The organism is Azospirillum thiophilum (assembly GCF_001305595.1).
GTDB lineage: Bacteria > Pseudomonadota > Alphaproteobacteria > Azospirillales > Azospirillaceae > Azospirillum > Azospirillum thiophilum.
Map to the genome: position 1 here is coordinate 125,379 of NZ_CP012405.1, position 12,398 is coordinate 137,776.

Annotated in this window: 12 protein-coding genes; 9 read left to right on the forward strand and 3 right to left on the reverse strand. The window is 69.2% G+C overall.

Annotated features, from left to right (window positions below; translation table 11 throughout):
• Positions 1-253: 253 nt before the first annotated feature.
• The 3 genes from AL072_RS26620 (at position 254) to AL072_RS26630 (ending at position 2,402) form a co-directional block, all read left to right on the forward strand.
• A complete protein-coding gene (locus AL072_RS26620) occupies positions 254-1,153 on the forward strand; it encodes a LysR family transcriptional regulator (protein WP_045585804.1) in 900 nt (299 codons plus the stop codon).
• 165 nt (positions 1,154-1,318) lie between these two features.
• A complete protein-coding gene (locus AL072_RS26625) occupies positions 1,319-1,738 on the forward strand; it encodes a hypothetical protein (RefSeq protein WP_045585805.1) in 420 nt (139 codons plus the stop codon).
• A 121-nt stretch (positions 1,739-1,859) separates the two neighbouring features.
• Complete coding sequence (locus AL072_RS26630) at positions 1,860-2,402, forward strand: HD domain-containing protein (protein WP_045585806.1); 543 nt, start codon at positions 1,860-1,862, stop codon at positions 2,400-2,402.
• A 64-nt stretch (positions 2,403-2,466) separates the two neighbouring features.
• Here AL072_RS26630 and AL072_RS35795 read toward each other — a convergent pair whose 3' ends face one another.
• Complete coding sequence (locus tag AL072_RS35795; protein WP_245637041.1) at positions 2,467-2,670, reverse strand: hypothetical protein; 204 nt, start codon at positions 2,668-2,670, stop codon at positions 2,467-2,469.
• 442 nt (positions 2,671-3,112) lie between these two features.
• On the opposite strand from AL072_RS35795, the gene AL072_RS26640 reads away from it, so the two are divergent.
• The gene (locus AL072_RS26640) at positions 3,113-3,961 is read left to right on the forward strand and encodes a cell wall hydrolase (RefSeq protein ID WP_082109389.1); all 849 of its coding nucleotides are present in this window, start codon (positions 3,113-3,115) and stop codon (positions 3,959-3,961) included.
• 172 nt (positions 3,962-4,133) lie between these two features.
• Complete coding sequence (locus AL072_RS26645; RefSeq protein WP_045585809.1) at positions 4,134-4,835, forward strand: CBS domain-containing protein; 702 nt, start codon at positions 4,134-4,136, stop codon at positions 4,833-4,835.
• 113 nt (positions 4,836-4,948) lie between these two features.
• On the opposite strand, the gene AL072_RS26650 is transcribed toward AL072_RS26645, so the two are convergent.
• Positions 4,949-5,713 (reverse strand): IclR family transcriptional regulator, encoded by a 765-nt coding sequence (locus tag AL072_RS26650; protein WP_045585810.1) that lies wholly within the window; start codon positions 5,711-5,713, stop codon positions 4,949-4,951.
• 451 nt (positions 5,714-6,164) lie between these two features.
• On the opposite strand from AL072_RS26650, the gene AL072_RS26655 reads away from it, so the two are divergent.
• The 4 genes from AL072_RS26655 to AL072_RS26670 all read left to right on the forward strand — a co-directional run bounded on the left by AL072_RS26655 (position 6,165) and on the right by AL072_RS26670 (position 10,972).
• Entirely contained in the window at positions 6,165-7,388 is a 1,224-nt protein-coding gene (locus AL072_RS26655) for an ABC transporter substrate-binding protein (protein WP_045585811.1), read from the forward strand.
• Positions 7,389-7,480: 92 nt separating this feature from the next.
• Positions 7,481-9,013: an aldehyde dehydrogenase gene (locus AL072_RS26660; RefSeq protein ID WP_200909944.1), complete on the forward strand. Its 1,533-nt coding sequence runs from the start codon at positions 7,481-7,483 to the stop codon at positions 9,011-9,013.
• Between the two features lie 31 nt (positions 9,014-9,044).
• Entirely contained in the window at positions 9,045-9,815 is a 771-nt protein-coding gene (locus AL072_RS26665) for an SDR family NAD(P)-dependent oxidoreductase (protein WP_045585813.1), read from the forward strand.
• A 32-nt stretch (positions 9,816-9,847) separates the two neighbouring features.
• The gene (locus tag AL072_RS26670; RefSeq protein ID WP_045585814.1) at positions 9,848-10,972 is read left to right on the forward strand and encodes a CaiB/BaiF CoA transferase family protein; all 1,125 of its coding nucleotides are present in this window, start codon (positions 9,848-9,850) and stop codon (positions 10,970-10,972) included.
• Between the two features lie 28 nt (positions 10,973-11,000).
• Here the strand turns inward: AL072_RS26670 and AL072_RS26675 are convergent, their stop codons facing one another.
• Positions 11,001-12,398: an aminotransferase family protein gene (locus tag AL072_RS26675; protein WP_045585815.1), complete on the reverse strand. Its 1,398-nt coding sequence runs from the start codon at positions 12,396-12,398 to the stop codon at positions 11,001-11,003.

The window sequence follows — 12,398 nt, forward strand, 5'->3', positions numbered from 1 at the left end:
TGCCGCTGTGCCGGCCAGCCGGTGACGGAAAATTTCTGATCCGAATCAATGACATTGACGAGGCTGGGATCGATAACTCCCCCCGCGCGGTCCCCTGGTTTCCGCGCCGGCCGCCCTTCCGTCCGGGACGGGCGACCGAAAGTCACATCCACCCGGCGGCATCCGGTCGTCATCATCGGCTGCTGGTCGGTATCCCGGCGTGCGCTGTGTCATCGATGCGCAACGCGCCCGACGTGGTGGGAGGAGCCCCGGCATGCAGGAAAAACTGGAATTTCTGATCGCGCTGGCCACGGAAAAGCATTTCGGCCGTGCGGCCCAGGTCTGCGGGGTGTCGCAACCGAACCTGTCGGCGGCGATCAAGCAGCTGGAAACGACCCTTGGCGTGCCGCTGGTCGACCGCGGGGCGCGCTTCATCGGCTTCACCGCCGAAGGGGAGCGGGTGCTGGACTGGGCGCGGCGGATCGTCGGCGACTACAAGGCGATGCGCGCCGACGTCGAGACGATGAAGCAGGGCCTGACCGGCACGCTGCGGCTGGTGGTGGTGCCGACGGCACTGCCCATGGTCCAGCGGCTGACCTCGACCGTCTGGTCCCTGCATCCCGGCATCAAGATCACCATCGCCTCGCACAGCTCGACCGAGATCCTGTCCCGGCTGGAGAATCTGGAGGCGGAGGCCGGGATCACCTATCTCGACAACGAACCGCTCGGCAATGTCGACGAGGTGCCGCTCTACCACGAGCGCTACCACCTGATCACCGCGGCGGACGGGCCGTTCGGCGCGCGCGACAGCGTCACCTGGGAGGAGGCGGCCACCCTGCCGCTCTGCCTGCTCAACGCCAACATGCAGAACCGGCGGATCATCGACCGGGCCTTTGCCGAGGCCGGGGTGCGCGCCGAGCCGATGCTGGAATCCAACTCCATCGTCGTGCTGACCAACCATCTGCGCACCGGCATGTGGTCGACGGTCATGCCACGGATCATGGCGGATGCGCTGCAGCTTCCCCCCACCATCCGCGCCATTCCCATCGTGGCGCCGGAGCTGTCGACCCTGATCGGGCTGGTGGTCGCCCGGCGCTTTCCGCAGCCGCCCCTGACCGCGGCCCTGCTTGCCGACGCGCGTCGCCTCGCCCCGGAACTGGCCCAGGCAGCCTGATATCCGCCTGACGCCGTCCGGCATTGCGGCAGGGCTGCCCTGCCGAGTGGTCATACCACTTGACGAATTGTCGCGGACCCATGCTGCGGTGCAGCATGTTAAGAGAAGGCAAGGGAGACGCCTCGGGATCGTCCCGGACCGCCTCCCGCCAGGAGTGCCTTTCCGATGCATAGCGACAATTCTTCCCACCGCTGGTCGGTGGCTCCGGCCCAGCGCGCCCTCGACCATGAACCGCTCGGTCCCGAAATCCATGCCGGCTTCGCCGCGGTGGTCGGCAGGCTGCGGGCCGAAGCGGAGGCGCTCGGCGCCCGCATGGCCGATGCCGGCACCATCGAGATCGTCGAGCGCGAGGGCGGGGCGCAGGTCCTCTATCGCCCGCACCACGGCGAGGGGCTGCACCGTCTGGTCGGCGATTTCGATCTCCACCTCACCCACGACGGCAAGGCGGCCATCCACATGCGCATCCGCGGCGTTGTGCCGCCGGCCGAGATCCTGGACTTCGACCGGGCGACGGCGGACCATCTGCATAGCCGGCTGCGCGCATTCGAGACCGATTGCCGCCGCCCCGACGCGCTGGCGGCCTGACCGGACCCGCTCGATCCGGGCGGTCGGGCCGAAGCAGCCGGGCTTGCGCTGACTGTAGCCGCCCGGGGCGGGCCATGGCGTCGGAGCCGGGTGCCCGTCGGCGGCACGGAGGAGAGAGCAGATGTCTGAAGACGATGGACTGATCACGGCGGCGCTGCGGCATGCCGCGGCCCTGCATGAAGGCACCTACCGCCCGGACCGGGCGCGCACCCCCTTCGTCTCGCATTTGTCGGAGACGGCGGAACTGGTCAGGCGCGCCGGCGGCACGCCGGCCGAGGTGGCCGCCGCCTGGCTGCATGATGCGGTCGAGGACGGGCTGACCACCGTCGACGAACTGGCCGGATTGTTCGGCGAGGAGGTCGCCGGGCTGGTGGCGGCGGTGAGCGATGCGCCCGAGGATGTCGGCCGGGCGATCGGCGAGCGCAAGGCGCTCCAGGCGATACGCCTCGCCGCGGCACCGGACGGCGCCAAGCGCATCAAGCTGGCCGAGCAGATCTCGATCCTGCAGGCGCTGGCGGTCGAACGCCCGCTGTCCTGGAGCGTCGAGCGCGCCGACGCCTATGTCGAGGGTTCCCGCCTCGTCGCCGCCGCCTGCGCCGCAGCCAGCCCGCTGCTGGCGGAACGCTATGCGGCGGTGGCTGCGCTGGCGGGGGCGCCTGCCTGACCGCCGCCCCCTGTCCCGGCAAGCGGTACGGACCGGTGTGAGCCTGCCACGATCGGGTGGAGGCTCATCGCGGCGTCCATGGCAGCGTCCCCCCTTGCCAGAGCCAGACCAGGGCGGCCATGCCGCCACCCAGGACGAGCAGCAGCGCCAGCACGATCCCGACGGCGGCCCGGCGGTCCTTCGCCGCGCGCAGTTCCGCCTCCCGCCGCTTCTTCAGGAGAAACTGCTGCTCGGGGCTGAGGAATCGTCCGGCATTGGCGTCGGGCATGGTTGCGAAACTCCTCCTGCGCCCCTTGGCCCCGGGCGTCGAGCCCAAGCCGCGAAGCGGTGTCGTCAGGCCGCCGGGCGCCGGCCGTGCCGTGCCGGCCGTATCCACGGCCGGTCCGCGGGCTGCCGTCGCCGGCCTGCCCTTGTTGCGTTTCCGCGGAATCTTGCGCCGTCTGCCCGCCATGTCGCTCCCTCGTCTTTCGCCGGGGCAGCATAGACGCGCATTGCGCGCGGCGCAGCCGATCACAAGACGATCTGCGGAAAAACATATGCGGAAAGTCATCCGGGCTTTTTGCGGACCACCCGCGATTCCATATCGGAATCCGATGGAGTTACCGCATCCGCTTGCCGACCTGCGCCATCGGAAAGATGGACAGTCCGGGGAACTCTGCATCCGCCCTTCTGTCGAAGGAAGTCCCTTCCCCTCGGACGGAGTGACCGGGATGCGACTCCTTCTCCTTGTGCTGGCGCTTGCCGTCGTCACGGTCCCGGCCGCTGCGGGCGCGCAGGGGGCTGATTCTGGCTCCGGACCGGGCGCTGGCGCCATCCTCTGCCACCCCGGCGACGGCGGCTGCGCCGGCTTCGTCGGCGATGCGAAGCGGGCCTTGCCCAAGCGCGGCGGAGCACGCCAGCCGGTCGTCATCGGCGCCGCCGTCTTCATGCTGACCGCCTGGGAGGCCGAGCGCGAGCGCCGTTGCCTCGCCTTAACAGGCTGGGCCGAGTCGCGCGGGGAAGGGGCCGACGCGATGGCCGCCGTCATGTGGGTGGTCGCCAACCGTGCCGCCTCGGCGGCGCAACCGTCGCTGCCCTGCCGCGTCGTCGTCGCCTCCGGCCAGTTCGAGCCCTTTGCGGCCGACCCCGTGGCGCCAAAAGCGCGGCAGAAGCAGGCGAAGGCAGTGAAGGCGCGGGAGACGGCACGCGAGCCGCGGGACGACGCGGCCAGCCGCCGTGCCGAGGCGCGCCGGCTGCTGGCCGAGGTGCGCCGGCAGGGGCGGGTCATCCGGGCGGGCGGCATGCCGTCCTGGCCGAAGCCGCGCCTTGCCCCCGACCGGGAGGCGCTGCGGGTCGCGCGCGGCCTCGCCTGGAACCTGAACGACGACGAGATGCCCGACCCGACGGCGCGCGCCTCGCTGTTCTACAGCCCGTCGGCGCAGGCCCGGCTCGGGAGGAAGAAGCCCGACTGGGCGGAGGCGCGGCTGCGCACGGCGTCCATCGGCGATCATGCCTTCTACCGCCACCCGCCGGCCAGGACGGTGGAGAGCGAGACGCAGGTGGCGCAGGCCGGCGATTGACCCGGTGATTGACATCACGACCACGAAGTCCCGACTTTGCAGGCACAAAAGAAATCCTGCCGGTATTTTCCACGATGCGAAAAGCCGGGCGCCGAATTGCTCCAGATCAATCGTCTTCATTTGCCGCTCTCCCAATATTCCAGCGGTGAACGACAATGAAGGGAGCGAAACCATGAAGGCTATCGATCTGATGACGCCGCGGGTCATCACCATCGGCGTCGACGAGACTGTGGCCGATGCGGCCAGGAAGATGCTGGAGAACCATATCAGCGGCATGCCGGTGGTGAACGCGGCGGGCGATGTGGTCGGCATCATCAGCGAGGGCGACCTGCTGCGCCGGGTAGAACTGGGGACGCAGCGCCATCGCTCCTGGTGGCTCGGCATGATGTCCGGCGGCACCCTCCCGGCGGAGGATTTCATCAAGTCCCACGCCCGGAAGGTGGCGGACGTGATGACCAGCCATGTCACCAGCGTCGACGGGAACGCATCGCCGGAGGAGGTGGTGCGCCTGATGGAGACCCACCGGATCAAGCGCGTGCCGGTGGTCGAGCGGGGCGCCCTGGTCGGCATCATCAGCCGGGCGAACCTGCTGCGCGCGCTGGCCAGCGTCCTGCCGGAAACGACGGCTGCCGCACCGGACGACCGGGCGCTGAAGGAGCGCGTGACCGCGGCCGTGAAGGAACTGGACTGGGAAGCGCGGTCGCACGACGCCATCGTCGTCCGCAACGGCGTGGTCCATCTCTGGGGCTTCGTCAGCAGCGGGTCCCAGCGTGACGCGGTGCGGGTCGCCGCCGAGGGTGTTCCCGGCGTGAAGGGGGTGGAAAACAACCTCCAGGTCGTCGACGCCGCCGAAAGCGGTGCCTGGGGTCTCTGATCCGGCGACCGCCTGAGTCCTGAATGATCTCTGAAACCGGCCGGCATGGCCGAACCGATCATGGTTCGGCCATGCCGGCCGTCATTTTTGACGGCCCCGCGCAGGGGCGCGCGTCATTTGCCCTGCACGGCCGGCGATGCGGGGGCCAGCGTATCGTCGAAGCGGCGGATGCCGCGCCGGATGATGTCGGCGATCTGCGACCGGCGGCCGAGGCAGCGCGACACCGGACCGGCGACCACGATGGAAAGCCGGCGGGGGCCGACCGGCAACGGCAGCGACACGCCTGCCAGATCCGGCTGGAATTCGGCGTTGCTCTGATGGTAGCCGCGTTCCTCCGCACGGCGAAGCTCCGCCTCCAGCGCGTCGATGCTGGTGAGCGTCGTTTCTGAGAAGCGCTCGAACTGCATCCGGCGGTAGAGCGCCTGCCGTTCCTCCGCATCATACTGGGCAAGGATGGCGCGGCCGACCGAACTGGCATAGAGCGGGATGCGGTCCCCGACCTGGGTGAAGTAGCGGATCGCGTGCTTGGACACCTCGACATGGATGAAGATCGCGTAGGTCCCCGCCGGCGCGGCGACCACGGTCGTTTCCCCGCTTTCCTCGGCGATCTCGGAGGCCAGGAGCAGGACCGCTTCCGGCAGCGGTTCCGCATCGGCGACCGCTTGCGCCAGCGTCAGCCAGCGCGGCGTCGGATAATAGCCGCCGCGGATGCGCGGTTCGTAGAGGAACCCCTTGTCGGCGAGCGTCCCGACCAGATTGAAGGTGCTCGACCGCGGCCAGCCGAGATCGTCGGAAATCTCGGCAAGCGTCGCCGGCCGTTTGCGCCGGGAAAAATACTCCAGGAGTTCCAAGACGTTGGCGGCCTGTTTGACGTGCATTCTATCCTGCGATGCCTGCGGATGGGGTCCGGTCGGGGCAGTGCCGCCCATGGCCGTCGAAAGGCCCGGAGCCGCTTTCTCGCCATCCCCGATCCGCCGCATCCATGATGAACCTCTGATTCCTATACGTGAATTGCTCTCCGCTTGCCATGGATTTCCGGCGGGCCAGCCGACGATGCCGGAACCCCGTTTCCGGGCGGGGATGCTTGGCAGGGAACGGCCATTGCCGGCCGACCCCCGTGAACGGGATTGCTGCCAGAGCGCTCTGTAGGCCCACCAAGCAATCAGGCAAAATTCCTTTACAGGGATAAAAAATTCACATACAAGAATTTTATCGCCATCGGACAGCCTGAACCGCCGGCAGAAAGCGCCGGCCCCAACCGGCCAAAAGACCGGAAGCGTCCGAAGCCAACGAAGCGAATGGCCAACAGCCGAAATGGGAGGAAAACCGATGTCGTCATCACGGCGCGGAGCCGCGCTGGCTCTTGCACTCTCCGCACTCCTCGGTGCCGGTTCCACGGCCGCCGCGCAGGTTCCCGTCAAGCTCGGCGTCCTTGCCGACATGTCCGGGATTTTCTCCGACATCGGCGGCAAGGGCGCGCTCGAAGCGACCCTGATGGCGGTGGAGGATTTCAGGAAGCTGCCGGGCAGCGACGCCCTCAAGATCGACGTCGTCTCGGCCGACGCGCAGAACAAGCCGGACATCTCCAGCGGCATCGCCCGCAAATGGTTCGATTCCGAAGGCGTCGACGTGCTGGTCGATCTGCCGACCAGCGCCATCTCGCTGGCGGTGGCGCCGCTGGTGAAGGAAAAGAACAAGGTCGCGCTGTTCACCGCCTCCGGCACCTCGGAGCTCACCGGCAAGGCCTGCACGCCCAATTCCGTGCATTGGACCTACGACACCTGGGCGCTCGCCCACGGCACCGCCGACGCCATCGCCAAGGCGGGCGGCAAGTCCTGGTTCTTCCTGACGGTCGATTTCGCGCTCGGCCATTCGCTGGAACGCGACGCCACCGCGGTCATCAATGCCGAAGGCGGCAAGGTCGTCGGCGCGGTCCGCCACCCGACCGACACCAAGGATTTCTCCTCCTACCTCCTGCAGGCGCAGGGATCGGGCGCCAAGGTGGTCGCGCTCGCCAATGCGGGCGGCGACACCATCACCGCGATCAAGCAGGCCGCCGAATTCGGTCTGGTCGACGGCGGCCAGTCGCTGGCGGGCATGCTGTTGTTCATTTCGGACATCCACTCGCTGGGCCTGCAGACCGCGCAGGGGCTCCAGCTCACCACCGGCTTCTACTGGGACCAGAACGAGCAGACCCGCGCCTTCGGCAAGCGTTTCGCCGAGCGCAACGGCGGCCGTTACCCCACCATGAACCAGGCCGGCGCCTATTCGGCCTCGCTGGCCTATCTGAAGGCGGTGGCGAAGGTCGGATCGGCCAAGGACGGTGCGGCGGTCGTCAAGGCGATGCGGGAGGCCGGCAGCTTCGACGATCCCCTGTTCGGCAAGACCTCCCTGCGCGAGGATGGCCGGGTCATCCACCCGATGATGCTGGTCCAGGTCAAGAAGCCGGCCGAGTCCAAGGGGCCGTATGACTATTACAAGATCCTGGCGACCATCCCGGCCGAGAATGCCTTCCGGCCGCTGAAGGGCAGCGAGTGCCCCCTGGTGAAGTGAGCCGGGGCCAGTGATCCGGGGATGACGCGAGCCCGGCCCGCGTCATCCATCCCAAAACCATCCATCGACATCACCATGAAGGAGGCGGAACCATGAGTTCCTCCGCCCACGGCACGGCTTTGCCGCAAGCCGGCACCCCCGCCGGCAGCATGGCCCGCTACGAACGTCTCTTCATCGGCGGTGCCTGGGTCGCGCCGGAGGATGGCGGGCTGATGGAGAGCATCGACCCGTCCGTCGGCCGTCCCTGGGCCGTGGTCGCCTATGGCGGCAGGTGCGACATCGACAAGGCGGTCGCCGCCGCGCGCGATGCCCTCGACGGTCCCTGGGGCCGCATGCCGGGCCATGAGCGCGCCGCCCTGATGCGCCGTTTCGCCGATCTCTACAAGGAACGGGCGCGGACGCTCGCCATGCTGGAGACCCGCGATTCCGGCCGGGCGCTGCGGGAATCGCTGCTCGACGTCGGCGGCCATTCCAACGGCTACCATTGGTGGGCCTCGCTGGCCGACAAGGCGTCCGGCCGCACCATTCCCTTCGACGACAGCGTGCATGCCTTCACCAGCCGCGTCCCGGTCGGGGTGGTGGGCGCCATCACGCCCTGGAACGTGCCGCTGATGGCCGCCGCCTGGAAGCTCGGCCCGGCGCTGGCCGCCGGCTGCACCGTGGTGCTGAAGCCGGCCGAACACACCCCGGTCACTTCGCTGGAGCTTGGCCGGCTGTTCGAGGAGGCCGGCTTCCCGCCCGGCGTCGTCAACATCGTTCCCGGCTACGGCAAGGACGGGGCCGGCGAGTATCTCGTCGCCCATCCCGGCGTCGACAAGATCGCCTTCACCGGCGAAGGGGCGACCGCTAAGGCGATCCTGCGCACCGGCGCCGAGACGATGAAGCGCTTCACCTTCGAGCTCGGCGGCAAATCCCCGCACATCCTGTTCGCCGACGCCGACCTGGAGCAGGCGTTGAACGCCGCCACCAATTCGGCCTGGACGCTGTGCGGCCAGAGCTGCGCGCTGGGCTCCCGGGTGCTGGTGCAGCGGCCGGTCTATGACCGGGTGGTGGAGGAGTTCGCCCGGCGGGCGGCGCGGGTGCGGGTCGGGCAGCCGATGGACGAGGCGACCCACATGGGGCCGCAGGCCCATGCCGAACAGCTCGCCAAGACCCTGTCCTACATCGACATCGGCCGCAACGAGGGGGCTGAGCTGGTGGCAGGCGGCAACCGCCTGGGCGGTGCGGGGCTGGACGGCGGCTATTTCGTCGAGCCGACCGTCTTCGCCGGGGTATCGAATGCCATGCGCATCGCCCGCGAGGAGATCTTCGGCCCGGTGGCGGCGCTGATCCCCTTCGACGACGAGGACGAGGCAGTGGCGATCGCCAACGACACCAGCTACGGCCTGACCGCCGGGCTGTGGACCGGCGACGTCGGCCGCGCCCATCGCGTGGCGAACCGCATCCGGGCCGGCATGGTCTGGGTGAACACCTACCGATTCATCCGCTGGTCCACCCCCTATGGCGGTTTCAAGGCGAGCGGCTGGGGCCGCGAGAACGGGATCGAGGCGCTCGAGTCCTACCTGGAGACGCGGACCACGGTGATCAGCACCACCGGCCGCTTCGCCGACGCCTACGCCGTCTGATCCTTTATCGCCCGACAAGAGAGAACCGAACATGCGTCTTGCCAACAAGCTCGCCGTGGTGACGGCTGCCGCCTCCGGCATGGGCCGCGCCGGCGTGGAGCTGTTCCTGCGCGAAGGCGCGCGGGTCGCCGCCATCGACATCGATGCCGACGCGCTGGCCGCGCTGGCCGCCGAGATGCGGGCCAAGGGCCACGAGATCGAAACCGTCCGGGCCGACCTGTCCCGCGGCGACGAGGTCCGCCGCTCCATCGCCGAGGCGGTGGACCGGCTGGGCGGCGTCGACATCCTGTGGGCCCATGCCGGAACGCCCGGCCCGGCCGGGGTCGAGAATCTGGACATGGCGGCCTACGACCATGCGATCTCCCTCAACATCACCTCCGCCACCCTGGCCGCCGGCGAGATCATCGGCCACATGCGCAAGCGCGGCGGCGGCTCGGTCGTGTTCACCGCGTCGGTGTCGGGCCTCGTCGGCTCGATGTTCAGCCCGGTCTATTCGGCGGCGAAATTCGCCGTGGTCGGGCTGACCAAGTCGCTGGCCCAGCGCTTCGCCGCCGACAATGTGCGCGTCAACGTGGTCTGTCCGGGTCTCGCCGACACGCCGATGAAGCTCGGCTTCACCGGCCGGTCCGGCGACCCGCGCGAGGCTGCCGCCAACCAGGAACGGATGCTCGCCGCCGTGCCGATGGGGCGGCTGTGCAAGGCGGAGGAAGCCGCCCATGCGGTGCTCTGGCTCGCGTCGGACGACGCCTCCTTCGTGACCGGCGTGGCGCTGCCGGTCGACGGCGGCTTCACCGCGCGCTGACGGCGACAATCGACGGGAGAGGAAGGCGCAGCATGGCAGGGCCGCTCGACGGCATCACGGTGATCGACCTCAGCACCGTGATCGCCGGACCATATGCAAGCCAGATGCTGGGGGATTTCGGGGCGCGGGTCGTCAAGGTCGAGCCGCCGGCCGGCGACATCATGCGCGCCCCCGGACCCGCCCGGTCGCCGGGAATGGGGGCCGCCTTCCTCAACTGCAACCGCAACAAGGAAAGCCTCGTCCTCGATTTGAAGGACCAGCGGCAGCGCGGCGAACTCCTCGCCCTGCTCGACGGGGCGGACGTGCTGCTGCACAACATGCGGCCGGCCGCCATCGGGCGCCTCGGGCTCGATTACGAAGCCGTCCGGGTGCGCAACCCGCGGCTGGTCCATTGCTCAATCGTCGGCTACGGGCAGAATGGCCCCTACCGCGATAGGCCGGCCTACGACGACGTCATCCAGGCGGAAGCGGGATGGGTGGAACTCGCCGCCAGGACGGGAGGCGAACCCAACTATGCGCCGACCATCGTGGCCGACAAGGTCACCGGCCTGCATGCGGCGGCGGCGATCAACGCGGCGCTGCTGGCCCGCGCGGCATCGGGCATCGGGCAGGCCGTCGAGGTGCCGATGTTCGAGGTGATGGTGTCCTTCCTGGCGGTGGAGCATCTGGGCGGCCGGACCTTCCGTCCCCCGCTGGGGCCCAGCGGATACAGCCGCGTCCTGGCGGAGCACCGGCGGCCCTACCGGACCCAGGACGGCCACGTCTGCGCCATGCCCTACACCGCCGCCCACTGGCGCGCCGTCTTCACGGCGGTCGGCCGGCAGGACTGGGCGTCCGACCCGGCGCTCGGGTCCGACGCCGCCCGCGCGGCGATGATCGGCACGCTCTACGAGCGTCTCGCCGAAATCCTGCCGGCCGACAGCAGCGCCAACTGGCTGGCGCTGCTGCGTCGCCTCGACGTTCCCTGCGCGCCGGTCAATTCCATCGACGACCTGATGAAGGACGAGCACCTGACGGCGGTCGGCTTCTTCCAGGCGATGCACCACCCGAGCGAGGGGGAGATCATCAGCGTCCGCCCGCCGGTCGGCTTCTCGGGCACGCCCTGCGACACGCCCACCCCCGCCCCGCGGCTTGGAACCCAACCTTCGGGGCGGTGACGGCCGGTGCGTGAAACCGCGCGTGCCCTCAGTGGAAGACGCGGGTCAGCGCACCGTCGATGGCCAGGACGATGCGGTCGATGTCGTCGGCGGTGGCGATCAGCGCCGGGCTGAGGCACAGCGTGTTGTTCAGCCCCGGCAGCGAGCGGTTGGTGGCGCCGATGATGACGCCGTTTGCCATGCAGTCGGCGACCACCGCCTGCACCAGCTTCTCGTCGGCGGCCTCCTTGCTGGCGCGGTCCTGCACCAGTTCCACGCCGCAGAACAGCCCCTTGCCGCGGACGTCGCCGACGGCGCGGTGACGCTCCGCCAGTACCCACAGGCCGGAGAGCAGCCGCTCGCCCATCGCCCTGGTATTGGCGAGCAACCCCTCGTCCTCGATGATGCGGATGTTCTCCAGCCCGGCGGCCGGGCCGGCGGTGCAGCCGCCGAAGGTCGAGATGTCGCGGAAGAACGACATCGGGTCGGCCGGATCGTCCTTGAACAGCTCGAAGATCCGCTCGGTCGTCGCGGTGCAGGAGATGGCGGCATAGCCCGACGCCACCCCCTTCGCCATGGTGACGAAGTCGGGCTGCACGCCGTAATGCTGGTAGCCGAACCACTCGCCGGTGCGCCCGACGCCGCAGACCACCTCGTCGATGTGCAGCAGCACCTCGTGGCGCCGGCAGATGTCCTGCACCCGCTCCCAATAGCCCTTGGGCGGGGTGATGACGCCGCCGCCAGCGGTGATCGGCTCCAGGCACAGCGCGCCGACGGTGTCCGGCCCCTCGCGCAGGATGACCGCCTCGATGGCGTCGGCGGCCAGCTCGCCGTAATTCTCCACCGCGCCGTACTGGCTGCGGTATTCCAGGCAGTGCGGCACCTCGACGAAGCCGTCGGGGAAGGGGCCGAACTGGGCGCGGCGCTGCGCCTGCCCGGCCGCCGCCAGCGTGCCCAGCGTGGTGCCGTGATAGTCGCGCTCGCGGTAGAGGATCTTGGACTTGGCGCCGCCATGGTGCCGGTGCGCGATCTGGCGCACCATCTTGAACACCTTCTCGTTCGCCTCCGACCCGGAGTTGGAATAATAGATGCGGCTCATCCCCGGCATCTTGGAGATCAGCTTCTCGGCGAAGCGGGCACCCGCGACGGAGCCGGCGGAGTTGGCGAAATAATTCAGCTTGACCAGCTGGTCGCGCACCGCGTCGGCGATGCTGGTCCGGCCATAGCCGACATTGACCGTCCACACCCCGCCCGACACCGCGTCCAGATACTCCCGCCCGGCGGCGTCCCACACCCGCATCCCCTTGCCTTCGACGAAGATGCGGGGATCGCTGGTCTCGAAGCCCTTGTGCTGGGTCAGATGGTGCCAGACATGGGCGCGGTCGGCCTCGATGACGTGGCGGATGTCGTTGACGCGTGACAGGTCGTTCCGAAGGACGTCATCCAT

Excerpts from the sequence above, each read along its gene's own strand:
- AL072_RS26620 (WP_045585804.1), top strand. The coding sequence starts at position 254 with ATGCAGGAAAAACTGGAATTTCTGATCGCGCTGGCCACGGAAAAGCAT.
- AL072_RS26625 (WP_045585805.1), top strand. The coding sequence starts at position 1,319 with ATGCATAGCGACAATTCTTCCCACCGCTGGTCGGTGGCTCCGGCCCAG.
- AL072_RS26630 (WP_045585806.1), top strand. The coding sequence starts at position 1,860 with ATGTCTGAAGACGATGGACTGATCACGGCGGCGCTGCGGCATGCCGCG.
- AL072_RS35795 (WP_245637041.1), bottom strand. The coding sequence starts at position 2,670 with ATGCCCGACGCCAATGCCGGACGATTCCTCAGCCCCGAGCAGCAGTTT.
- AL072_RS26640 (WP_082109389.1), top strand. The coding sequence starts at position 3,113 with ATGCGACTCCTTCTCCTTGTGCTGGCGCTTGCCGTCGTCACGGTCCCG.
- AL072_RS26645 (WP_045585809.1), top strand. The coding sequence starts at position 4,134 with ATGAAGGCTATCGATCTGATGACGCCGCGGGTCATCACCATCGGCGTC.
- AL072_RS26650 (WP_045585810.1), bottom strand. The coding sequence starts at position 5,713 with ATGCACGTCAAACAGGCCGCCAACGTCTTGGAACTCCTGGAGTATTTT.
- AL072_RS26655 (WP_045585811.1), top strand. The coding sequence starts at position 6,165 with ATGTCGTCATCACGGCGCGGAGCCGCGCTGGCTCTTGCACTCTCCGCA.
- AL072_RS26660 (WP_200909944.1), top strand. The coding sequence starts at position 7,481 with ATGAGTTCCTCCGCCCACGGCACGGCTTTGCCGCAAGCCGGCACCCCC.
- AL072_RS26665 (WP_045585813.1), top strand. The coding sequence starts at position 9,045 with ATGCGTCTTGCCAACAAGCTCGCCGTGGTGACGGCTGCCGCCTCCGGC.
- AL072_RS26670 (WP_045585814.1), top strand. The coding sequence starts at position 9,848 with ATGGCAGGGCCGCTCGACGGCATCACGGTGATCGACCTCAGCACCGTG.
- AL072_RS26675 (WP_045585815.1), bottom strand. The coding sequence starts at position 12,398 with ATGGATGACGTCCTTCGGAACGACCTGTCACGCGTCAACGACATCCGC.